The sequence below is a fragment of the Streptomyces sp. MP131-18 genome (assembly GCF_001984575.1).
GTDB lineage: Bacteria > Actinomycetota > Actinomycetes > Streptomycetales > Streptomycetaceae > Streptomyces > Streptomyces johnsoniae.
The window spans coordinates 4,338,847-4,359,835 of sequence record NZ_LZNS01000001.1 but is presented as its reverse complement, the minus strand read 5'-3'; the positions used below and the strand labels follow the sequence as shown (position 1 = coordinate 4,359,835).

Below are 20,989 nucleotides of genomic sequence, written 5' to 3'. Positions count from 1 at the left end.
GCTGACCCGCAAGCACATCGCTCTGCTCGCTGGCCGCAGACGCTGACCGCTGCTTCTGTTACAGATGGTATCGATAACATCACCGCCTTGTTGCGGCGGCTGGTTTGCCATGGTGCGTGAGATGGCGGTAAGCGTTACCAGGCCAGGGGCTTTCGCTCGTAGAAGAGCCCGCCGCTTGGTCCGTCGTCGGGGAGGGTAGCCAGCCAGATCGGGGTATCGGCGGCTTCTTCAGGCGTGCGGTCGGTCTCGCGGTAGGCCATGCGTGTGTCGGTACGTCCCGGCGACGCGGCGTTGACGAGAATGCCGCTGCCGTCCAGTTCTGCGGCGAGTATGCGGGTGAGGGCGTTCAGGCCGGCTTTGGAGACGCGGTAGCCGACGTTGGTGTCGGCCATGGTGGTGATCGAGCCGAGGTGGCTGGTGATGGTGACGATCCGGCCGTAGTCGTGCTTGCGCATCTCGGGTATGGCAGCAGCGCAGCAGCGCCAGGCGCCGAGCAGGTTGACCTCCAAGGTGGCGCGTACCTTCTCGAAGTCCGGGCTGCTGGCGGGTTGCCCGCGGTCGATGGCGACGCCGGCGTTGCAGACCAGGACGTCGAGGCGGCCGAGCTGGTTGGCGGTGTCGGCCGCCGCACGGGCGACGCTGACGGGATCGGTCACGTCCAGCTGGTGCGCGGAGGCGGCGAGGCCGTCGGCGGTCAGCGCGGCGGCCTCCGTTTCGGCAGCTGCTTCGGTTCGGGCGCCGAGTACGACGTGCAGGCCGCGTTGGGCGAGGCCGCGGGCGATGGCCAGACCGATGCCCCGGTTGGCGCCGGTCACCAGGGCGACGCGCTGGAGTTCGGTCATGAGGCGTTCGTCAACACCCGCAGGTGTTCGTCCAGGGCGCGGGCTCGCGCGTCACGCCTGTTCAGAGGGAGGCGGTTGCGCACCGTGAACATGCGCCGGATGTTGCGCTGGGAGGGTGCCGAATGGACGAGGGGGATGGTGTCGGTCAGGAGCTGGCAGGCCCGATCGAGGTTGCCGAGCTGGGTCTGGGCCGAGGCGCGGCGGGTGAGGTAGGTCGCGCGGTCGCGCACCTTCGTTTCGGGGAGCAGGCGGAGCGTTTTCGCGAGATAGGTGTCGGCCCGGGTGAACTGCCTGCGGTCGCCGTGCCTGGTGCCGAGGTCGAGGTAGCAGGTACCGATCTGTGCATAGAATTCCGCGTCATCGAAGTAGCCGATCCACGCGGGATCAGGGTCCACCGCGGTGTCCGCCCGCGAGACGGCGCTCTCCGCCTCGCCCAGCAAGCGTTCGCAGGCCGAGAGATCGCCGAGGGCGGCGTGGGCCCGGGCCTCCCGCAGAGCGAACATGGCCACAGTGCGCGGGGTGGTGTCGCTGGCGCCCTCGTAGGCGCTTCGGGCCAAGGCCAGTGCTTCGGCGGGGTCGGCGAAGTCGTAGCACTGAAGGCTCATGCTCTTCATGATGTTCGCGCCCAGCGGACGGTCATCCGCAGCGTGGGCGGCGTGGATGGCCGCCGCCCAGTACCGCTGGGCGGCGGCGTGCAGGCCGGCGTCGAAGCTCGCCCAGCCCGCCATCCGGCCGAGTTCGCCCGCCAGGGCGTACAGCCGCCTGCCGGTTTCGATGGTGTAGGAGGAGTTGGCCAGTACCTCGGCCACCAGGCCCAACTCGGCATCGATCAACCGGCGTGCCTCCTGGCCGCCGCGTTCCGCTTCCAGGAAGCGTAGGCGTGGAAGCCCTTCCTCCAGGCGGTCCACGAATGTGTCGGCCACGCGGCCGCCGCGGAGGGCGGCAACCAGCTCGGCGGGTTCGGCTCGCAGCCAGTCGTGTGCCAGGGCGACCAGGGCGGAACCGGTCAGTTTCATGAATCCGCGGCGATCACGCACACCGTGCTCCAGTACGTCTTCCAAGGCTTGGATGCTGCCCGTCTGCGACCATGCGAAGTCTGTGCGGATGGGGTCCCCATCAGGCAGCCACTGCGGCCAGGGCTCTTCCACAAGCCGGGATTCAGGGATACCGAGTTCGGCGGCCAGCGCCACCTGACTGGGCCAGTCGGGTACGACGTTCCGGTTCTCCCAGAGCCACGCCTTGTTGCGTCGGGCAGAGCCACCGACCCGTTCGGCGATGACGTCAACCACATCTTGCTGGGTCCAGCCCCGCTCGGCTCGTACATAACTGAGCGGGTGCACGTAGATTCCCGAAGTCACCTGCGCAAGGCGCGACATCCCTTCCCCCTTCCCTTCGCGTGACGACTCTAACGCCCTACGTCACGGCTGGTCTGCCGATACGACGCCGTGCGCGAAGAGGAGACAAGGAGAAGACAACCCGGCACTAGCCCCCTTGGCACGCCTCCGGTTAGCTATGAGCCGTCGCGCAGTCACTCCATGTGAGGCGTGGGTTGCGGTGAACAGGCGAGCGTCACACCAGTCAGCGGACAGCAAGAGACGCTCTGCGTCACGACCGCCAACCACCTCCGCCTTCGCTCCGGATGGCTGCCGGGGGATGTCGTCCCCCTGTCGGTTAACGAGGAGGGGAGGGTGCCGTGACCGGTCTCGTCATCACCTGGTCGCAGGTGAGCACCCTGTCCGTGGCGCGAACGCTGGCTGTACGTCCCGGACCGAGAGGCCGCATGGCATCCGTCGTGACGACGGCTTCGGCGGGCCGTCTTGGTTCGACCTCCGACCGGCCGCTGAGACCGTGCTCGACTCAACTGCCTTTCCACCAGGGAACGTCCCGCCGCCAGTCAACACCCCCGTCATTCGCGATCGTGTGAGGACCTTGAGATGAGGCACCACGACCCGGCTGCACCCGGAGGCATCCATCGCCGCAGTGCGGCGACCGGCGCCGCGAGGCTGACAGGGCTGCCGCCACGAGGCGCGGCCGCAGGGGCGCCGGGCAACACCAGGCGCCTGGCAGCCAGGGGTTGCCTGAGGCGGGGCGCCTTCCGGCACTGGTTGGCGCCGGGCAACCGCTTCCGCCCACGGTGCGAGTCGGTAACGCTACTGACCTGGTTTCCGGCCGGTTCGGGCCGGAGCGAGTCACTCCTCACCGTGGAAGGGGCGAATGTGACCAGTGAGAGCGCGGGCCGGGGCGCGGTGGCCCCCCCTCACAAGGTGGTCATCTCGCTGGCGGCCGGGGATAGGCGGCGAAAACGCTGGATGCGGAGCCGGGCGCCGGCACTGAACGCGCTGGACCTCATGTCCGAAGGGCGTGTGTTCGGCACTCCGTTCCCGCAGACGGATCCGTAGCCGGCGAGTAGGCGCAGCACCACCCCGTATGACCGGCCGCCGGGACCGCTCCCAAGTCCCCCTTGGCAGAGCGCCGCACCCCTGTCCCGGCGGCCTTCCCTTCCCTCTCTTCCTTCCTTTTCTAGGGATTTGTTGTGATGAAGCGACACCGGATGCCAGCGCTGAACGCGCGGCCGCTCCGCCGGCGCGGCGCGGCGGTCGGCATCCGTGCGCGCCGAATACCCCCTCTTCTGTCTGGGCTGATTCCTGATGACTGCCATCGACTGGCTTGTTCCGCCCGACTACATAGCGCTTCCGAGCGTGCTGGACGGACGGCAGCCCGAGGTCGTGCACCTGGGCGAATCGGAGGGGATGGTGGCGCTGTGCTGGCTACGCGGGCGGGGCGGGACCGTGGGGCCGGTGCGGCTGTGCCGCAGGCATCGCACGCTGGCAGTACCGGTCGAGGAGCCTGTGCCGGTCGGCCGGTGGCGGAGTCGGCCGGTCCTGGAGTGCGGCGGTGGTCGTCGGTGCGACGCGCAGATGTGGCTGCTGCCTGGACCGGCCAGGGAGTGCCCCGGGCTGACGGAGCCTTACGGCCTGACCGAGGCCCTGTTCGCGACCGGGTCCGAGCGGCAGGCGGAGGCGCGTTTCTTCCGGGGAATCGTGCCCGCTGGATTCGGGCCGCGGTTGTGACTCGTGTGCTGCTGGCGGTCGGGCCTATGCTCCTCCGCTCCCCGGCTCGTGCGGTGCGGCCCGAGCGAGTACCCCCGCCTGCGGCCCACTTCCCGGCCACCCCTCGCGCCGTCGGCTGTCGATACCACGATCACGAAATTGGTACCCGCATGAACGACCAGCCGGACACACCCGACAGCACGCACGCCACGATGCCCCTGGACCTGAGGCTGGACATCCCCCACTCCGCCCGCATGTACGACTTCTACCTCGGAGGCAAGGACAACTACGCCCCGGACCGCGAGGCCGCTCGGCAGGTCGAAGCGGTCTTCCCGGGCATCTCCGTCTGTGCCCGGGAGAACCGTCACTTCATGCACCGGGTGACCCGGATGCTCGTGGCCCAGCACGGCATGCGCCAGTGGCTGGACATCGGCACCGGTATCCCCACCAGCCCGAACCTGCACGAGGTCGCCCAGGACGTCGAACCACAGGTTCGCGTCGTCTACGTCGACAACGACCCGATCGTCCTCGCGCACGCTCGCGCACTGCTGAACAGCTCGCCGGAGGGACGTACCGCTTACATCCAGGCCGATGTGCGTCATCCGGAGCGGATCCTCGCCGCACCGCAGCTCACCGCGACCTTGGATCTGTGCCAGCCCATCGTGTTGAGCCTGCACGCGGTGCTGCACTTCGTGCCTGATGAATCGGACCCGTACGGGATCGTCCGGCGACTGCTGGACGCTCTGCCCTCTGGCTCGGCGCTGGCTCTGAGCCACTGCACGCCTGATTTCGATCCGGAGACCTGGGCGCGGGTCGTCGATATCTACCGTGCCGGGGGCACGCCAGCGCAGGTCCGCAGCCGAAGCGAGGTCGAGCGGTTCTTCGAGGGACTTGACTTGGCGGAGCCCGGGTTGGAGGTCGCGCACCGGTGGCGTCCGGACCCCGAGGAGGTGCCTCGCCGCCATTTCCCGGGCCCGGAGGTCAATGACGCCACGGTGAGCTTGTGGGCTGGTGTCGGCTTCAAACCGTGACCATTCCCGAAGCCTGAAGCGCAGCTCACCTTTCGACCGGCCGCCGGGGAAGAGACGAACTCCTCTTTCCGTGCCCGCCCCCCGTCGGGAACGGGACGGGGAGTGCCCCGGCGGCCCTTCACCCCCATTTTGTAGACGCTGACTGTGAGGACTCGATGACGCCGTATCTCCTGCTCGCGGCTGCTGTGGCCTGTGCCATGGCGGCCGTGTGGTTCGCGTGGGTGGCTCGGCAGCGGCAACGTGCCCTGAAGACGGCACGGGGCGACATCCGTGCACGGGAGACCGAGTTGGCGGAGATGCGCCGTCGTGACGCAGCTTGGCAGCAGGAGAGGGATACAGCAGCCGCGGCGCTGCAGGAGGAGTTGCGGCACCTGGTGGAGGTGCGGCTCCCGGTTGCCGCGGCGGGTGGTGATGTGCCGCCTCAACTGCGGGCCGGTTTCCTGGGTGAGTCTGTGGCCGGCTGGCTGGAGAAGATCCCTGGGCATGTCGTCGCTGTGGTCCACGACCGTGAGGAGTCTCTCCGCCGTGTGACGGTCGCGGTGGGTGAACGCGTGCAGGCGGGTGCGCACCGTATCCAGGAGGCCGTTGCGCCGTTGCTGGACGACCCGGCTGTCGGGGAGAAGGCGGCAGAGGCGGCGCTGCGTGTTGATCACGCGACGACGGTCCAGGCGAGGCTGGCTCAGAGCTTGCGGATCGTGTGCGGGGCGTTCCCGGGGCAGCGCTGGCAGGAGCCGCTGGCGGTGGTGGATGCGGTGCGGTCTGCGTCGGGCCGGATCGAGGCGTATCAGCGGGTGCGGGTGGAAGGGCACCACGAGGTGGGTGTGGCGGCGGAGGTGGTGGAGCCGCTGATCCACCTTCTCGCCGAGCTGTTGAGTAACGCCGCGGCGTGTTCGCCGCCGGCGTTCGAGGTGCGGGCGACGGTGCGTCTGGTGCAGCGGGGCGTGGTCATCGAGGTCGACGACAGCGGTGCGGGGATGGAGGACGCCTCGCTGCAGGCCGCGCGTGCCCGGGTGTCCGGGGAGCGGCCGGTGGATCTGGGCGCCTTGTCCGAGGTGCCGAAGCTGGGCCTGGCGGTCGTGGGTGAGTACGTGCGCCGCCATGGGTTCCGGGTTGATCTCGGGGAGTCCCCGTACGGAGGGATTCGCGCGGTGGTGCTGATCCCGGACAGGTGGGTGATGCCCGTCCCGCCGCGGACGCTTCCCGGGAACGAGCGGGCGATGCCGGCCGCGCCGGTGGAGCAGCGGTCGGCTGCGGAGGCAGGCGGCGCGCACAAGGAGTCGCGGCTGCCGCGGCGCCGGTCGCGGCGCGGCGAAGGCGGCGGCCAGGGGGAGGCGGAGCCTGGGGCTTCCGCTGCGGGTCGGCGGCAGGTGGAGCAGACGCCGCAGGAGGCCGGCGCCTGGATGAACGCGTTCCTCACCGCCGGCCGCGGGCCGGGCAGTGAGGCGGAAGAGACCACGGAGCGGAGTGAGCAGTGAAAAGCATGGACATGGACATGGACTGGGTCATCGCGGGGCTGGATGGTCTCAAGGGAGTCCGGCATGTAATCGTGCTGGCCAGTGACGGGTTGATGCGGGCGAAGTCGCCGTCGCTGGAGCGGGAGGCGGCGGACCGGTTGGCGGCGGCGTGCAGTGGGTTGCAGGCGCTGGGGCTCAGCCTTGCGGAGGAGTTCGGGTCGCCGCCGGGCCAGACGCGGCAGCTGATGTTCGAGCTTGACGGCTGCATGCTGTTCGTTCGCCGGGCGGCGGAGGGCAGCCATCTGGCCGTGCTGGCCGACCCGCAGATCGACCCGGGGGTGATCGCCACCGAAATGCAGTCGCTCGTGCAGCGCATGGGCGAGCGGACGTTGACGACACCGGCCCGGCAGGATCCCCCGACGTCATGAGCGGGCCGGCGGACGGATACCGGGACACGCCGTTGCGGCCGTATGTGATCACGGGCGGGCGGGCCAGGGCCGAGCTCAACCTGGCCCTGGAGACGCTGCTGTCCGCCGCCGATCCGCCTCAGCCCCTGCCGGTGACGGCATCAGCCGAGATGCGCGACCTGCTTCAGATGTGCCAGCAGCGGATCTCGCTGGTGGAGGCCGCCGCCCATCTGAAGCTCCCGGTGAACATCGTCCGGGTCCTGGCCTCCGACCTGATCCGCTCCGGGCATCTGACGTGGCGATCCTCCCCCCGGGCCGAGGGCCCCAGTATCGAGTTGTTGAAGGAGGTGCTCGATGGTCTCCGCAAGTACAAGGTCTGAGCCAGAGCGTTACCTGCCCGGCACGGTCGAGCGATCGACGAAGATCCTGGTCACCGGAGACTTCGGCGTCGGCAAGACCACGCTCGTGGAATCGGTATCGGAGATCAGGCCGCTGCGGACCGAGGCCCTGATGACGAAGGCCAGCGAGGGTATCGACGACCTGTCGCTCCTGCCGGACAAGACGCACACCACGGTGGCGATGGACTTCGGCCGTCGCACGCTGAACGACGAGCTGGTGCTGTATCTGTTCGGGGCGCCGGGGCAGCGCCGGTTCTGGTCGATGTGGGAGGGGCTGGCCAAGGGCGCCATCGGGGTCCTCGTCCTGATCGACAGCCGCCGTCTCCAGGGCAGTTTCGAGGTCCTGGACCAGCTGGAGTTGCGGGGCGACAGCCTCCCCTTCGCGGTGGCCATCAACGAGTTCCCGAACTCCGAGCCACACTCCGACGCCGAGTTGCGCGAGGCACTGGACCTGCTGGAGGACACGCCGCTGGTGCGCTGCGATGCCCTCAAGGACCCGAACTCGTGCATCGACGCCCTGATCGCCCTGGTGGAGCACGCCTTCACCGCCAAGGAAGCTGCCGCCCGATGACCACCAACCCGTCCTCCGCCACCAACGCGCCTGTCCCGCCGCCGGGCTGCCCGGCCCACGCCCCGGCTCGTGACCCGCACACCACCGCGGGCCTGGTCGCGCTGTCCGACATCACCGCCAGCCCCGACCCCCAGGCCATCTACCGCCGCCTGCGCCAGCAGTGGGGCCCGGTGGCCCCGGTGGAGCTGGAGCCGGGGGTGAGGGCGTGGCTGGTGATGGGCTACCGCGAGCTGCTGGACCTGACCCGCACCGAGTACCTGTTCTCACGGGATGCCCGCAACTGGGGGGATTTCCAGACCGGCGTCGTCCCGCCCGATTCGGGTCTGGGGCCGATGATGTTTTGGCGGGCCAACGTGATCGGCGCGGACGGTATGGAGCACCGCCGCCTGCGCAGGCCGCTGGATGACGGCGTGGCCTGGATCGACCAGCGCACGATGCGGCGCGCGGTCGAACGCATCTGCACCGACCTCATCGCCGCGTTCGCCAGCCGGGGCAGCGCGGACCTGATCGCCGAGTACGCCCAGGCCATTCCGCTGCTGGCCATCGCGGACCTGTTCGGCCTGCACGGCGCCGAAGGGCACGAGCTGCTGGCCGCGCTGGCGGCCCTGTTTGGATCCGGCGACGACTCCCAGGCCGGTAACCGGCACTTCGAGGAGATCCTCGCCGATATCCGCGACGAACGTGCCCGGACGCCGGCCGACGACATGACCACCTTCTTCCTCGACCACGCCGATCTCACAGGCGGCGACGAGATCATGCAGAGCATGGTCGTGATGATCTCCGCAGGCCAGGAGACCACCACCATCTGGATCGCCAAGACGATCGAGAAGATGCTCACCGATCCCCGCTTCGCCTCACGCCTGCGCGGCGGACGCCTGGGCATCACCGACGCCCTGGACGAAGTCCTGTGGTCGGACCCGCCCATGACCCACATGCCCGCCCGCTACGCCATGGCCGACACCGAACTCGGCGGCCAGACCATCCGCCGCGGGGACGCGCTCATCCTCGGGTTGGCCGCGGCCAACGACGACCCCCGCATCCACAACGGTGACCCGCACGCCCGCCTCGGGAACCGCGCCCACCTCGCGTGGAGCGCCGGCCCGCACGCCTGCCCGGCCCGCGATCCGGCCCGGGTGATCGCCCACACGGCCGTCCAGACCGTGCTCGAGCGCCTGCCCGGCATCCAGCTCGCCGCCGATTCGGCCGAGCTGACCGCCCGCCCCTCCCCGTGGACCCGCTGCCCCACCACCCTGCCCGTGACGTTCCCGCCCGCACCACACAGCTGAGCTGAAGGGACCGCCCATGCCACAGCCCGCAACCGAACCCGTCGCCCTGGATCCCGTCGCGGCCGACCACCACGGCGAAGCCGCCCGGCTGCGCGCCCTTGGCCCGGTTGTGCGCGTGCAGTTGCCCGGGAATGTGCCGGCCTGGACCGTCACCCGCCACGACCTGCTCGCCCAGCTCGTGACCGACCCCAGGATCAGCAAGAACTGGCACAACTGGCCGGCCATGCGCGACGGGCTGATACCTGACGGCTGGCCGCTGACCGGCATGGTCAAGGTCGACAACATGGTCACCGCCGACGGGGCCGAGCACCACCGGCTGCGGCGCCTGGTCACCCAGACCCTCACCCCCGCCCGCGTCCGCTCCCTCGCCCCCCGCATCTCCGCCCTCACCCGCGACCTGCTGACCGCGCTCCCTTCCCACGCCCGGCCGGACGGAAGCGTTGACCTGCGCGCTCACCTCGCGTACCCGCTGCCCATGCAGGTCATCTGCGACCTGGTCGGCATCCCCCAGCAGGACCGGCCCCGCATGCGCGAGTTGGTCGACTCCATCTTCCGCTCCACCACCGAGCCCGACGAGGTGATCCGGACCCAGCACGACATCTACACGATCCTGGGCCGCATCATCCGCGAGCGCACCCACCAGCCGGCCGACGACCTGACCAGCGCGCTCATCGCCGCCCGCCAGCAGGACCCCGACGCCCTCACCGAGGACGAACTCGCCGGAACCCTCTGGCTGATGATCTCCGCCGGACACGAGACCACCCTCAGCCTCATCGTCAACGGCGTCCGCGCCCTGCTCACCCACCCCGACCAACTCGCCCTCGCCCGAGCCGGCGACCACGACACCTGGGCCGCGGTGGTGGAGGAGGTGTTGCGCTGGGACGCCCCCATCGGGAACTTCCTGGCCCGTTACCCCCTGACGGACATCGAGATCGCCGGAGTCACCATCCCCGCCGGCGAACCCATCCTCGCCCCCTACAGCGCGGTCGGCCGCGACCCTGACCACCACGGCGAAGCCGCCCATCTGTTCGATATCACCCGAGGGCAAGGACGCCACCTGGCCTTCGGCGGCGGCCCCCACGTCTGCCTCGGCGCGCCCCTCGCCCGCCTCGAAGCCACCATCGCCCTGCCCGCCCTCTTCGATCACTACCCCGACCTGACCCTCGCCGTCCCCCTGACCGACCTGATCCCGGTTCCGTCCCTGGTCTCCAACTCCGTCAGCGCCCTCCCCGTCCACCTCCACCCCCGGCCGTGATCCCCCACGCCGCACCGCGTGCTGCCGACCAGCCAACAACAACTCCAGTACTCGCTCCCCTGCCCCGAGCAGCCTCACAGCACCTTCGAGACGTACATGATCATTTCCGCCGCCTGGTTCTCCGGTGAGACCGTCACCCTGCGAACCGGCACCAACTTCGACGCGCTCCAACTGGCCCAGCACCACGGCGAAGCGGTCATCAATCGCCTGCTGAGCTTCGACCTGGACAGCAGGATCGGCCTCATCTCCGCGAAGCATGACCAGTGGTACATCCTTCTCCCGCCCGGCAGCAGCGAAGAGCCGTGGCCCGCCATCGCCCAGCACCTCGGCAAGGGCTCCACGGTCACGCTCCCACCGCCCCACTCAACCGACAGCGACCCCATCGGCCTGCGCTGGATCCGTGCCCCCAGAGACGTCAGCACCTGGTTCAGCGACCCGCCGACCCTGCGAACCCCCCTCGAAGTCGTGGCCGCCAACCGCACCACGATCCAGACCTAGAGACCCGCCGGGAGGCGCTCGACGTTGCCAGTCGAACGCCCCTCTCAGCACCGGCCCATCCAACCGCGGGCAGGCACTACAGCGACGCCCTGCACCCATCAGCCGTCCAGCCGCACGGACGAAGGAGATCACCACCGATGCGTTGGCCCCGGTCGACGAGAGTCACACAGCAGACGAAGACCCCGGTGCACGAGCGCTGGCCGCGCCGTGCCGCCGGCGCTCTCGCGTTGCTGTGCGATTCGGCTGACCGCGTGGCACTGGTGGAGCCCGTCTCCCACGACCAGGTCTGGAACCTCGTCGGTGGAGCGGTCGAGGAGGGCGAGGATCCACGCGAGGCGCTCACCCGTGTGATCCACAGGGACACCGGGCTGGCGCGCGTGGCCGGCCAACTCCTGGTCACCGAGTGGATGCGGCCTGATCCGGCGCGCTCCGAGCCGGAAGGCATGAACTTGATCTTCGCTGTCGCGCCCCTGGTACGGGGCGAGTGGGACAGCGTCCGCTTGCCCTCAGAAAAACTGAAGGCGAAACGGCTCACGCCGCTGGATGACATCGGTCAGTGGGCCTCTCCCCCGCTGGCCCGCCGTATCCGAGTGGCGATGAAAGCTCGCGCCACCGGCGTCCATGAATTCCTCCCGCCCGCCTATTGATACCCGCCACAAGAATCCGTCAGCGCCTGATACCAGGCCACACCACTCGAATCTGCCGCGGTCTCACGGAAACCCATCGGCAGGCCACGACTGCCCGAAACCGTAACCTTATCCCGAGGACTTCAGGATCGGTTCATGCACTCTCTCGCTGTTTCCCGCCTCCCCATTTCCTCCCTCCAGGCCGGTGACCAGGAAGCCGGGCCGCTGGCGACGCGCCCCTTCGGGCTCGACTTGCTGACGGTCCTTCCGGAAGATTCCTGGTCCGAACCGGTGGTCACCGTCCACCCCGTCTCGCAGCTTTCCCAGATCGGCGATCAGATCTGCATCGAGTCGCCCGAGTTCCGATCCAGCGGCTCCCTTCTCACGGACACCAGCGCCAGGCCGGGCGGGCAGGAGGACGAAGACGGGTGACCTGGACCCCGGAGCCTCGCGTGCTCGTCCTGACGCGCGCCAGGGACGAGACGGCCGATTACGTACTGCGCGAACTCAACCGCCGCGGCGTGCCCTTCATGAGAACCGATGTGGCGGATTTCCCCCTCCGAACCGCGCTGTCTGCGGAACTGCGTCCAGAGGGCTCCTGGCGCGGGGCCTTGACCGGTGCCAGCCGGGCGCTCGCGCTGGAGGGGCTGAGGGCGGTGTGGTGGCGCAAGCCCACGCCCTTCGGCTTTCCCAGCAGCATGTCCGGCCCCGAGCGCGCGTTCGCGGAGTCGCAGGCCAGGCGGGCTGTCGGCGGGATACTCGGTTCCTCGCCCGAGGTGCTGTGGGTCAACCGGCCCGAGGCCATCGCTGACTGCACCAAACCGAGGCAGCTGTCGGCCGCGGCCGCCGCCGGACTCACGGTGCCCGAGACGCTCATCACCAACAGACCGGGGGATGTCGCGGAATTCGCCGAGCGGTGCGGCGGCCGAGTCGTCACCAAGTCCCTGGGGAGTATCAGGTATTCAGGGGAAGGGAAGAACGGCCGCCTCTACACGTCTCAGGTGCCGCCTCACCGGTGGAATGATCCCCGGATTTCACTGACCGCACATCTATTCCAGCGTGAAATTACCGATAAAGCCTACGAGATACGGGTAGCGGCAGTGGACGGGCGGCTCTTCCCGGTCGTCATCCGTGCCCCCGAAGGGCCCGGCCGCCTGGACTGGCGTCGCGACATCGACAACCTCAACTACACATCGACCACGCTGCCGACAGCCGTGGAAGAGGGAATTCACACTCTCCTGCACAGCCTTGGACTCGTCTTCGCAACGCTGGACATAATTGTTGACACTCAGAATGTCCACTATCTGGTGGACGTCAACGCCAACGGGCAATGGGGCTGGATCGACCAGACTCACGAACCCATTATCCATGCCCTTGCCGATCTGCTTGAGAAAGGAACTCGATGAGCGTTCATAGCCCTATACAAGCCGTGGCCATCGACTTCGCTGGAACCCTCACCCTGCCCAAGGAGCGCCGCCGCCCCACCGGCCCGCTGGTGCAGCAGGTCCTGCTCCAGACGTTCGGGCTCGAGGTACCCGAGTCGTTCGCGCCCTGCTACGACCGGTCGATGTGGCGGTGGTACGAGGAGTCGCTGCCGGACTCGTTCGCCGAACTGCTGGCCGCGGTCGCCGACGACCAGGGTGTGCGCCTGCCCGGGATGGACGCGGTGGTGAATGCCGTGTGGGAGGCGACCGGCGACCACCCCATCGACCCGGCGGCCGCCGAAGCCGTCCGTGCACTGCACGGCGCCGGCCTGACCTGCCTGCTGGCGAGCAACACCTGCAGGCCGCGCGCCTACCGAGCACGGACGCTGACCGACGCGGGGCTGAGCTTCATGATCCCGGTGTGTTCGAGTGACATCGGGGCGGCAAAGCCCGACGTGGCGTTCTACGACCGGGTCATCGAGCTCGCCAACGTCGCGCCGGCCGCGATCTGCTTCCTGGGCGACAACATGCACCGGGATGTCGTGAGCCCGATCCATGCCGGGATGGCGGCCGCCCATGTCAACACGAAGAGGGACGCGGGCTCGCCGCCGGAGCGCATGGCCGACGGGACGCTGGTCCTCTCACGGCTCTCCCAGCTCACCGTCGACCTGCTCCAACCCCGGACCCGGTAGCCGAAGCCACACACGGACATCCGCTCCGGCAGTGCCGCAGCTGCCTCTTCTCGCCCACCAACGGGCTTTCCCGGCTGCGCGTCAGAGGTGATCAGGGGGGCTCACAAGGTGCGGTCCGGAATTCCACACATGCACGCCTGACACACAAAGAGGGGGATCATGATCCATTCAGGAATAGAAGCGGTTGCCTTCGACTACTACGGGACGCTGACAGGCGATGCCCGGCGCCAGCCCGATGGCGAATTCGTACGGGGCATCCTCCAGCGCCGCTTCGACGTTGCGGTACAGCACGACTTCGCGCGGAGCTTCGACGTCTCGCTGCCGCGCTTCTACGCGGACCCGGTCGCCGACACCATCCCGGACCTGCTGAAGGCCACCGCCGCCCGGCACGAAGTCAACCTGCCGGACATGGAACCGCTGATCACCGCCATCTGGACGGAGTGCGGCGACCACCCGATCGACCCCGAAGCGGCGGACGCCGTCCGGGCCGTCCACGAGGCCGGCTTCACCTGCGTCCTGGCCAGCAACATGGTGCGCCCGGAGACCCACCGGGCGAAGACGCTGGCCGACGCCGGGCTCGACTTCATGCGCCTGGTCTGCTCGTCGACGGTCGGCGCGGGCAAACCGGACCCGCGCTTCTACCGCGAAGTCCTCCACCAGGCCGGCGTGGACGCCCCGCACAAGATCCTGTTCACCGGGGACGAGCTGCCCCGGGATGTCGTGGGCCCGATCCGCGCCGGGATGCTCGCCGCCTGGATCGACCGGCGGGCCACGCCGGGCTCGCCGCCGGGCGTGATGGTCGACGGCACCCTCGCCCTTTCGCACCTCTCGCAGCTCCTCCCGTACCTCGGCATCGAGAAGGCAGGGGAATCGGCATGAGCACGATCGCGCAGGACGACACCATCCGCATGCTGACCTGGAACGTGGAGCATGGCGGCCGTGACAAGGACGGCGCGGTGCACCGTCGGCACCTGGCGCATGACGTCATGGCCTCGTACCGTCCGCATCTGGTGCTACGGCAGGAGCTTACCGGCGCCGAGGCCGACGGCAGGCGCCCGCTGTGGGAGGAGGCCACCCGGCTCGGTCTGGTCGCCTTTCTCGCACCGGCGACGCCGGAGTCCCCCAACGCCACGGGGGTGCTGCTCGACCCGAACGTGTTCGAGGTCCAGGCGGAGTACCACCACGTGACCAACGGGTGGCACCCCATCTGCAACCCTGTCGTCAAGTTCAAGGGCACGGCCAGGTCCGTATCGCTGGCGAGCGTGCACCTGTGCTCCTACGACCCGCCTACCCGGGCCCGCGAGGCACGCAGGCTCCTGTTCCTCGCCGACCAGAACCGCTCCGTGCTGTTGGGAGGCGACTTCAACTCCTACCCGCACCGCGCCCAGGCGGAGACGGTACCGCTCCCCGACTGGTCCCGGGTCGAGAACACCGGCCACTTCGAACGGCGCACCGTCTGGCGCGGCGACGAGCAGGTGTCGGATGTCGAGCCGGACCGGATCCTCGCGAGCGAGCGCGTCCTGGCCGGCGGCCGGGTGCAGCCCGGGGTCTACGCCGAACTCGGCCATCACGCCGCGACCACACTCGGTCAGCCGCAGGCCCTGGACGCGACGGCCAGCCTGTGGCGAGCGGATGAGGGGCACCGCAGCCGGATCGACCGGATGTACGCCACCCCCGACATCGCCGCGGCGCTCACCAGTTTCGAGGTGGTCGCCAGCGAGGACGTCCGCGAGGTGTCCGATCACGCCCTGCTGGTCGCCGAGTTCAGCGCGACGCGGCTGCGCCAGGCCCTGACCCGCGCCGCATGACCAGCCGATCGATCAACAGGAAGAGGGGGACGTGGTGACGTCATCGCTGACGGCGGCCGGGCCGGATGAGCTCGCGGTCGCCTGCTGGAACATCGAGCAGAACGGGATCGACGAGGACGGCGCACGGGAGCGCCGGGACACCGCGCTGGAGGTGCTGGAGGAACTGCGGCCGCACATCCTGCTGCGGCAGGAGGAGACCCGGGCCTGGGACAACGACGCGGATCTCCGCAAGGAGGAGGCCGAGCGGCTGGGCCTGCGGTCGGTGTTGTCCGAGGTCGGCACCGACAGCCGCAACCCGGTCGCCGTCCTCTACGACGAGGAGCTGTTCGCCCCGGTTGAGGAGCGGGTCTGGCAGACCGCGATGTGGAAGACCACGCGGTTCCCCGTCCTGCGCCTGGCGGATGCGCCCACGCCGTTCGCCGTGGTCTCCGTCCACCTGTCCCATTTCAGCCCGCAGCTGCGGCAGATCGCGGCACAGCGGCTGACCACGCTGGCGGACCACGGCAAATCCGCCCTGGTCGGCGGTGATTTCAACTCCTACCCGCACAGCGACCCTCCCGGGACGCTGCCGGACTGGCGGACGGTGCAGGACCCGGTGCACTACGAGCACCGCACCATCTGGCGCGGTGACCAGCGGGTGTCGGACACCGAACCGGACCGCATTCTGGCCGGGGTCACCCCGGGCGGGCGGTCCGTCTACCGGGAACTCGGCCAGTACGCGGCCACCGAGCTGGACCAGCCGGCGGCGCTGACGCCCACCGCGACCCTGTGGCGCACGGACCAGGGCGCGGCGCAGCGGATCGATCGGATGTACGCCACCAGCGACATCGCCAGCGCCCTGAAGCGTCTGGAGGTCGTCACGGACGGCGCGGTGCGGCTGGCGTCCGATCACGCCCTGATCATCGCCCGGTTCAACCTGCCCGGCCTGCGGCAGGCACTGACCCCGGCAGCTTGACCAACGTGAAGAAGGGAAGGGAAAGCGTGAACCAGCACATTCGCATAGCCACCTGCAATTTCGAGCTCAACGGGAACGACGACGTCGAGCTACGGGCGAGGCTGCACCATCGGCTCCGCGACCTGAAGCTGGACCTGCTGATGCGGCAGGAGATGATCGGCTTCGGTGTCTCCGGCCGGGACTCGCAGGCGTGGCTCGATTCCCAGACGGCGCTGGGAATGAAGGGGGAACTCGGCCCCGGCATGGGCGCCACCGCCCTGTACTGGGCCCCGAAGGTGTTCACGCCCCGCCGGAACTGGGCCAACGAGGTCGGCACCAGGTGGGAGATGCCGCCGACGACGCTGAGCCTGGAACTGACCGGCACGACCATCCCGATCGTCTGCTGCTCCCACCACCACGTCTACGACAACCCGGTGCGCCGCGAGTCGGAGGCCAACTGGCTGACGCGGCTCAACGACAAGACGGTGACGCTGAAGAAGCGCCGGATCGTGCTGCCATGCATCGTCGGCGGCGACACGAACAGCTACCCAGAGCCCGGTACACCCGGCGACGTGCCGCTCCCACGGCTCGACGTGCCCGACTCGCACCCGCTGGCCATCCGCAACGAGCCCCACCGCAACCACCGCAGCCGCCTGATCATCCCCGGGCAGCCGCGGGTCCTGGACATCTGGCCGGACAACAACCTGCGCGAGGCGGGCCTGGAGGACGCCGCCCGTCACCTGGCCACCGTGCCGGACCGGGAGACGGATCGGGCCAGGATCCTGGCGCCGACCGTGGACGCCTACCCGACCCACGGGCCAGCCACGCGCATCGACCGGATCTACCTCTCGCGCAAGCTGCTGCCCGCCGTCGCCGACGTCGAGGTCATCAACATGCGCGAGTACAGCGACCACCACACGGTGGTGGTCTCCCTGGACCGCGCCGTCCTGATCAGCATCCTCGCCGACCTGGCCGTCGCGGCCTGACCCTGCGGGCCGGCCGCCCAGGAGGAACTGCCCGGGCGGCCGGGCCGGTGCTCGACACCGGATGAGCCCACTCACGCCCAGTGACGAAGAACGGAGCACGAGCTCGGTGAGCGACGTGGAAACGGAAGCGGCCGCGCTGCGCCGTCGGCTGGCGGATCGTCTGACCGATGCGGATGACCCGTGGCACGACGCGCTCCAGCAGGTTCCGCGCCACCGACTCCTGGAGCAGGAGGCGTTCACGGTCTACGACCACATCTGGCAGATCCCCGAACACCTGAGTCGGGAGTGGCTGGCGTACGTCTACAGCGACGCCGACCTGGTCGCCGACCTCGACGAGCAGGGCCATGCCGTGCCACTGGCGATCCGCCCCTCGGACGTGCTGACGCTCTTCGGCGCACTGGACGCACGCGAGGGCGACCCGGTGCTGCACATCGGTACCGGCACCGGATACGTGCCCGCGCTGCTCGCCCACCGGCTGGGCAGCCACCGCGTCACCACCGTCGAGATCGACCCCCGTCGCTCGCTCCATGCCTGGAGGGCCGTCGCCGGGATCGGGTACCACCCGCACGTGGTCACCGGCGACGGTCACGCCGGCGCCCCGGGCGAGGCTCCCTTCCACCGGATCCTCGCCACCGGCCGGCCGGCCTGGCTGCCGCCGGCATGGATCCGGCAGACCGTCGACGGCGGGCTGATCCTCACCCCGCTCGGACGCGGCATCGCCCGGCTGTGTGTCGACGGCGGCCGGGCAGAGGGCCGGTTCCTGCCCGCCCCCGCCGACATGCCCCCGCTGATCACGCTCACCACCCCCGCACCGCCCCCACCCGAGGCGGCGGTGCGCGGTTCCACCCCTGAACGCACCGGGATGGACGTGAACCGGCTGGTCACCGACCTGGCCATCCCGCTGTCCTTCGCCCTGCCGGATCACATGCTGCACGTCAGGCGTGACGACGAGGAGGGCAAGATCGCCACGGTGCGGATGTGGACCCTGGACGGCTCCACCCTCGTGGTCGACACCTCCGGCGCCGTGTGGCAGGCCGGGCCCCGCCGCCTGTGGCCGACTGTCGCCGAGCTCGACGACCTCTTCCCCGTCCCCCCAGCCCGCGAGGACTTCGGCATCAGCGCCACCCTCGACCGCCAGCACGTCTGGTACCAGACCCCCGACGGACCGAGCTGGCCCCTCCACACACCCGCTGCGGGCCACAGCTGACACCCCGAAGCGCCACCAGCACCACCCTGCGCCAACACCACCGAAAGGAATACCGGGCAAGCATGCACGACGAGTTGGGCTCCGCCAGCCCTCAGGCCCGACCGACCGCCCGCGCCCTGGCCACCGCACCGCGCCTCCCGGCCGAACGGGAGACAGCCCAGTGACCCCGGAAACGGCCGCGCCGCGCCGCGCGACGCCTCGCGACGCCGAAGACCTGACCCGCCTGTACGCCGACGGCCTGGGAAAGCCGGTGGACGGCGCCCGGCTGTCCCAGCGGCTGTTCAGCGTGGACCGGTACTTCCTGGCCTGGGTGATCGACGCCCCTGATCAGCCCGGGCTCGCCAGCGCCGCAGTGGGCTACCTCTACGAGGACCTGTGCAGCCCGATCGGCCCGGACGGCGACGTGGTCCACCTCACCAGCATCACCACCGCGCCGTCGTTGCGTCGCCGCGGCTATGCCCGCGCCGTCGCGCACGCGTTCATCAGCTCCGCGCGGGAGGCCGGCTGCCAACGCATCACCCTCACCACCGCGCCGCCTCCCGAGGCCCGCCACCTGCTCACGGCGCTGGGGTTCGTGCCCGAGCACGCCATGCACCTGGACCTCAGCCGCCCCACGGGCCGGCCTTCGGTGCACCCGGCCTGGAATCCGAGCGAGCCGTGCGGCATGTGAACACCCGCATCCGAATCGACAGCCGCACGAGAATGAAGGGATAGGTGTACGTGGAAGAGCTGATACCGGCGGTGTGCGATCACACCTCGGTCGGGGTGCTGATCAACCGGGACGGGCAGTTGCTGATGTTCGAGCGCGCCACCTGGCCCTGGGGCGTCGCTGCGCCCGCAGGCCATATCGACCAGTTCGGAACTCCTCAGCAGGCGGCGATCACGGAGGCCCGGCAGGAGACGGGCCTGACCATCAACCGGCTCGCCCCCTTGGACGTCGGCCGCTGGCGCGACAACCGCTGCCGCCGCGCCCCCAGTGGGCCTTCGGCAGGGCACCGGTGGAGCGTCTTCGAGGCCCTGGAGGTCTCGGGTGAGCTGTCACCGAGCCGACGGGAGACACGGAATGCCCGCTGGGTCTCCCGCGTCGAGATCGCCGCACTGGTGAGGCGAACGATCGCCTACGCCCACGGAAAGGTCAGTGACGGGCAGTTCGCCGACCGGCCCGGCTGCGAGCCGGTGTGGGTGCGGTGGCTGCACCTCTTCGGCTGGGTGTACTGCACCGACGCCGAGCTGGACGCCGTCGAAGAACTCCTCCGCTCCTCCAAGCCCAGCCGCCCCGGCCTTGATCCCGGTGGCCTGGGGCGCGCCGACTCGGAGGAACGGTGAACGGCTTCCGGCCGGGTCGGCTCACGTCCGGTGGTGCGGCCTCCCCTTCGGCAGGAGCAGACGTGGACCGCAGGGTTGTTCTCCGGCGGCTCCTCGGCGGCATGGCCGGGACCGCGCTGGCCATGCCGCCGCGCACGGCCCATCCGCCCGCCGGGCGCCTGCACGATGTGGAGCGGGCCGTGACCAGAGCCCAACGCGCCTTCTCGGACGGGCGCTACCGCGACCTGGCCGCGAGCCTGCCCGCGCTCATCACGGCGGCGGAAACGGCCGCTGCCCATCCGTCCCCCGGCGCGCACGCGCAAGCACTCCTGTCCCGCAGCTACGTCCTGCTCTGCGAACTGGCCGTCAAGACAGCGGCCTTGGGCGACGCCACGGCGGCCGGTGAACGCGCGCTCGCCGCCGCCCGGGCGAGCGGCCTGGCGGTACCGGTGGCAGCAGCCGCCCGAGCGCGCGCCGTCACCCTGCGGAAGACCGGACACGCCGACGCGGCCGTCACCCTGCTCATCGACACGGCGACCGACCTCGATACCCGGCGCGCCGGTCCCTGGCTGACGGCCACCCGGTCCGGGATGCTGCTGACCGCCGCCTACACCGCCGCGCAGGCCGGTAGCCGGGGAACGGCCCTCGAACTCGCCGGGCAGGCCGAGGAACTCGCCGCCCGGGCAGCCGCCGCGCCGGGCGCCGGAGGGCTGATCACCGCAGGCCCGGCGCAGTGCGCGTTGTACCGGATCGGGATCCACACGGTCCTCGGCGAGCCCGGCGAAGCCGTCCATGCCGTTCAGGGCCTCCGCCTGGGGGACTTCGCGACGCCCGAGCGCCGCGCCCGCTACCACACGGACACCGCCCGCATGTGGCACGGGCTCGGCGAGCATCACCGGGCCTTCGCGGCACTGCTGCAGATCGAGGCCCACTCCCCGGAGGACGCCCGCCGGCCCGCTGTACGGGCCCTGACCGCACGGCTGGTCGGCTCCGCCGCACGGCCGGCCGAGGAGCGGGCGTTCGCCGCCCGCACCGGCGCGGCGGGGGCGTGAGCCGATGAAGACGAACCCTCATCAGCCGCGCCCACCGGCCGAGCCGGCACGTCCCGCGGGCGCGCCACCGGGTGCCAGCCGTCTCGCGCCGCCCGGCGCGGCGCGATCCCAGCCGCCGACGCCGGCACCGCCGGGGGCGTACCGGCCTGACCCGAGACCCGGC

Annotated in this window: 23 protein-coding genes; 21 read left to right on the top strand and 2 right to left on the bottom strand. The window is 70.1% G+C overall.

Features of this window, described 5'->3' with window-relative positions:
- Positions 1-134 precede the first annotated feature (134 nt).
- Both STBA_RS19665 and STBA_RS19660 read right to left on the bottom strand, forming a co-directional pair.
- A complete protein-coding gene (locus STBA_RS19665; protein ID WP_077060507.1) occupies positions 135-842 on the bottom strand; it encodes an SDR family NAD(P)-dependent oxidoreductase in 708 nt (235 codons plus the stop codon).
- The gene (locus STBA_RS19660; RefSeq protein ID WP_077060506.1) at positions 839-2,218 is read right to left on the bottom strand and encodes a transcriptional regulator; all 1,380 of its coding nucleotides are present in this window, start codon (positions 2,216-2,218) and stop codon (positions 839-841) included. Before STBA_RS19660 ends, STBA_RS19665 begins: the two co-directional genes overlap by 4 nt.
- A 1,272-nt stretch (positions 2,219-3,490) precedes the next feature.
- On the opposite strand from STBA_RS19660, the gene STBA_RS19655 reads away from it, so the two are divergent.
- From STBA_RS19655 to STBA_RS19555, 21 genes are all read left to right on the top strand, one after another.
- Positions 3,491-3,913, top strand: coding sequence for a hypothetical protein (locus STBA_RS19655; RefSeq protein ID WP_077060505.1), 423 nt, complete (start codon positions 3,491-3,493; stop codon positions 3,911-3,913).
- 191 nt (positions 3,914-4,104) lie between these two features.
- Positions 4,105-4,923: an SAM-dependent methyltransferase gene (locus STBA_RS19650; protein ID WP_077063441.1), complete on the top strand. Its 819-nt coding sequence runs from the start codon at positions 4,105-4,107 to the stop codon at positions 4,921-4,923.
- Between the two features lie 155 nt (positions 4,924-5,078).
- Positions 5,079-6,398, top strand: coding sequence for an ATP-binding protein (locus STBA_RS19645; RefSeq protein WP_077060504.1), 1,320 nt, complete (start codon positions 5,079-5,081; stop codon positions 6,396-6,398).
- 5 nt (positions 6,399-6,403) lie between these two features.
- Positions 6,404-6,805: a roadblock/LC7 domain-containing protein gene (locus STBA_RS19640; protein WP_077063440.1), complete on the top strand. Its 402-nt coding sequence runs from the start codon at positions 6,404-6,406 to the stop codon at positions 6,803-6,805.
- A complete protein-coding gene (locus tag STBA_RS19635; RefSeq protein ID WP_077060503.1) occupies positions 6,802-7,164 on the top strand; it encodes a DUF742 domain-containing protein in 363 nt (120 codons plus the stop codon). The genes STBA_RS19640 and STBA_RS19635 overlap by 4 nt, the downstream gene beginning before the upstream one ends.
- The gene (locus STBA_RS19630) at positions 7,139-7,753 is read left to right on the top strand and encodes an ATP/GTP-binding protein (protein WP_077060502.1); all 615 of its coding nucleotides are present in this window, start codon (positions 7,139-7,141) and stop codon (positions 7,751-7,753) included. Before STBA_RS19635 ends, STBA_RS19630 begins: the two co-directional genes overlap by 26 nt.
- The gene (locus STBA_RS19625) at positions 7,750-9,039 is read left to right on the top strand and encodes a cytochrome P450 (RefSeq protein ID WP_171987738.1); all 1,290 of its coding nucleotides are present in this window, start codon (positions 7,750-7,752) and stop codon (positions 9,037-9,039) included. The genes STBA_RS19630 and STBA_RS19625 overlap by 4 nt, the downstream gene beginning before the upstream one ends.
- A gap of 16 nt (positions 9,040-9,055) precedes the next feature.
- Positions 9,056-10,294: a cytochrome P450 gene (locus STBA_RS19620; RefSeq protein WP_077060501.1), complete on the top strand. Its 1,239-nt coding sequence runs from the start codon at positions 9,056-9,058 to the stop codon at positions 10,292-10,294.
- A gap of 18 nt (positions 10,295-10,312) precedes the next feature.
- Positions 10,313-10,792: a hypothetical protein gene (locus STBA_RS19615; RefSeq protein WP_077060500.1), complete on the top strand. Its 480-nt coding sequence runs from the start codon at positions 10,313-10,315 to the stop codon at positions 10,790-10,792.
- 185 nt (positions 10,793-10,977) lie between these two features.
- Positions 10,978-11,439 carry an NUDIX hydrolase gene (locus STBA_RS19610; protein WP_171987737.1) on the top strand — a complete coding sequence of 154 codons (462 nt, stop codon included), beginning with the start codon at positions 10,978-10,980 and terminating at the stop codon, positions 11,437-11,439.
- Positions 11,440-11,574: 135 nt separating this feature from the next.
- Positions 11,575-11,850 carry a hypothetical protein gene (locus STBA_RS19605; protein ID WP_077060498.1) on the top strand — a complete coding sequence of 92 codons (276 nt, stop codon included), beginning with the start codon at positions 11,575-11,577 and terminating at the stop codon, positions 11,848-11,850.
- 20 nt (positions 11,851-11,870) lie between these two features.
- Positions 11,871-12,824 carry an MvdC/MvdD family ATP grasp protein gene (locus STBA_RS19600; RefSeq protein ID WP_216355944.1) on the top strand — a complete coding sequence of 318 codons (954 nt, stop codon included), beginning with the start codon at positions 11,871-11,873 and terminating at the stop codon, positions 12,822-12,824.
- Positions 12,821-13,534: an HAD family hydrolase gene (locus STBA_RS19595; protein ID WP_079252038.1), complete on the top strand. Its 714-nt coding sequence runs from the start codon at positions 12,821-12,823 to the stop codon at positions 13,532-13,534. The genes STBA_RS19600 and STBA_RS19595 overlap by 4 nt, the downstream gene beginning before the upstream one ends.
- Before the next feature lie 159 nt (positions 13,535-13,693).
- Positions 13,694-14,413, top strand: a complete 720-nt coding sequence (locus STBA_RS19590) for an HAD family hydrolase (protein ID WP_077060495.1) — start codon at positions 13,694-13,696, stop codon at positions 14,411-14,413.
- A complete protein-coding gene (locus STBA_RS19585; RefSeq protein ID WP_077060494.1) occupies positions 14,410-15,342 on the top strand; it encodes an endonuclease/exonuclease/phosphatase family protein in 933 nt (310 codons plus the stop codon). The genes STBA_RS19590 and STBA_RS19585 overlap by 4 nt, the downstream gene beginning before the upstream one ends.
- Before the next feature lie 31 nt (positions 15,343-15,373).
- Positions 15,374-16,297: an endonuclease/exonuclease/phosphatase family protein gene (locus tag STBA_RS19580; RefSeq protein ID WP_253194848.1), complete on the top strand. Its 924-nt coding sequence runs from the start codon at positions 15,374-15,376 to the stop codon at positions 16,295-16,297.
- Between the two features lie 26 nt (positions 16,298-16,323).
- A complete protein-coding gene (locus STBA_RS19575) occupies positions 16,324-17,262 on the top strand; it encodes an endonuclease/exonuclease/phosphatase family protein (RefSeq protein ID WP_079252037.1) in 939 nt (312 codons plus the stop codon).
- A gap of 106 nt (positions 17,263-17,368) precedes the next feature.
- Positions 17,369-18,469, top strand: a complete 1,101-nt coding sequence (locus STBA_RS19570; protein ID WP_077060493.1) for a hypothetical protein — start codon at positions 17,369-17,371, stop codon at positions 18,467-18,469.
- 160 nt (positions 18,470-18,629) lie between these two features.
- The gene (locus STBA_RS37865; protein ID WP_077060492.1) at positions 18,630-19,139 is read left to right on the top strand and encodes a GNAT family N-acetyltransferase; all 510 of its coding nucleotides are present in this window, start codon (positions 18,630-18,632) and stop codon (positions 19,137-19,139) included.
- A gap of 50 nt (positions 19,140-19,189) precedes the next feature.
- On the top strand, positions 19,190-19,795 hold the full coding sequence (locus STBA_RS19560) for an NUDIX hydrolase (protein WP_253194846.1): 606 nt from the start codon (positions 19,190-19,192) through the stop codon (positions 19,793-19,795).
- 62 nt (positions 19,796-19,857) lie between these two features.
- A complete protein-coding gene (locus tag STBA_RS19555) occupies positions 19,858-20,826 on the top strand; it encodes a hypothetical protein (protein ID WP_077060490.1) in 969 nt (322 codons plus the stop codon).
- The last annotated feature ends 163 nt before the right edge of the window (positions 20,827-20,989 follow it).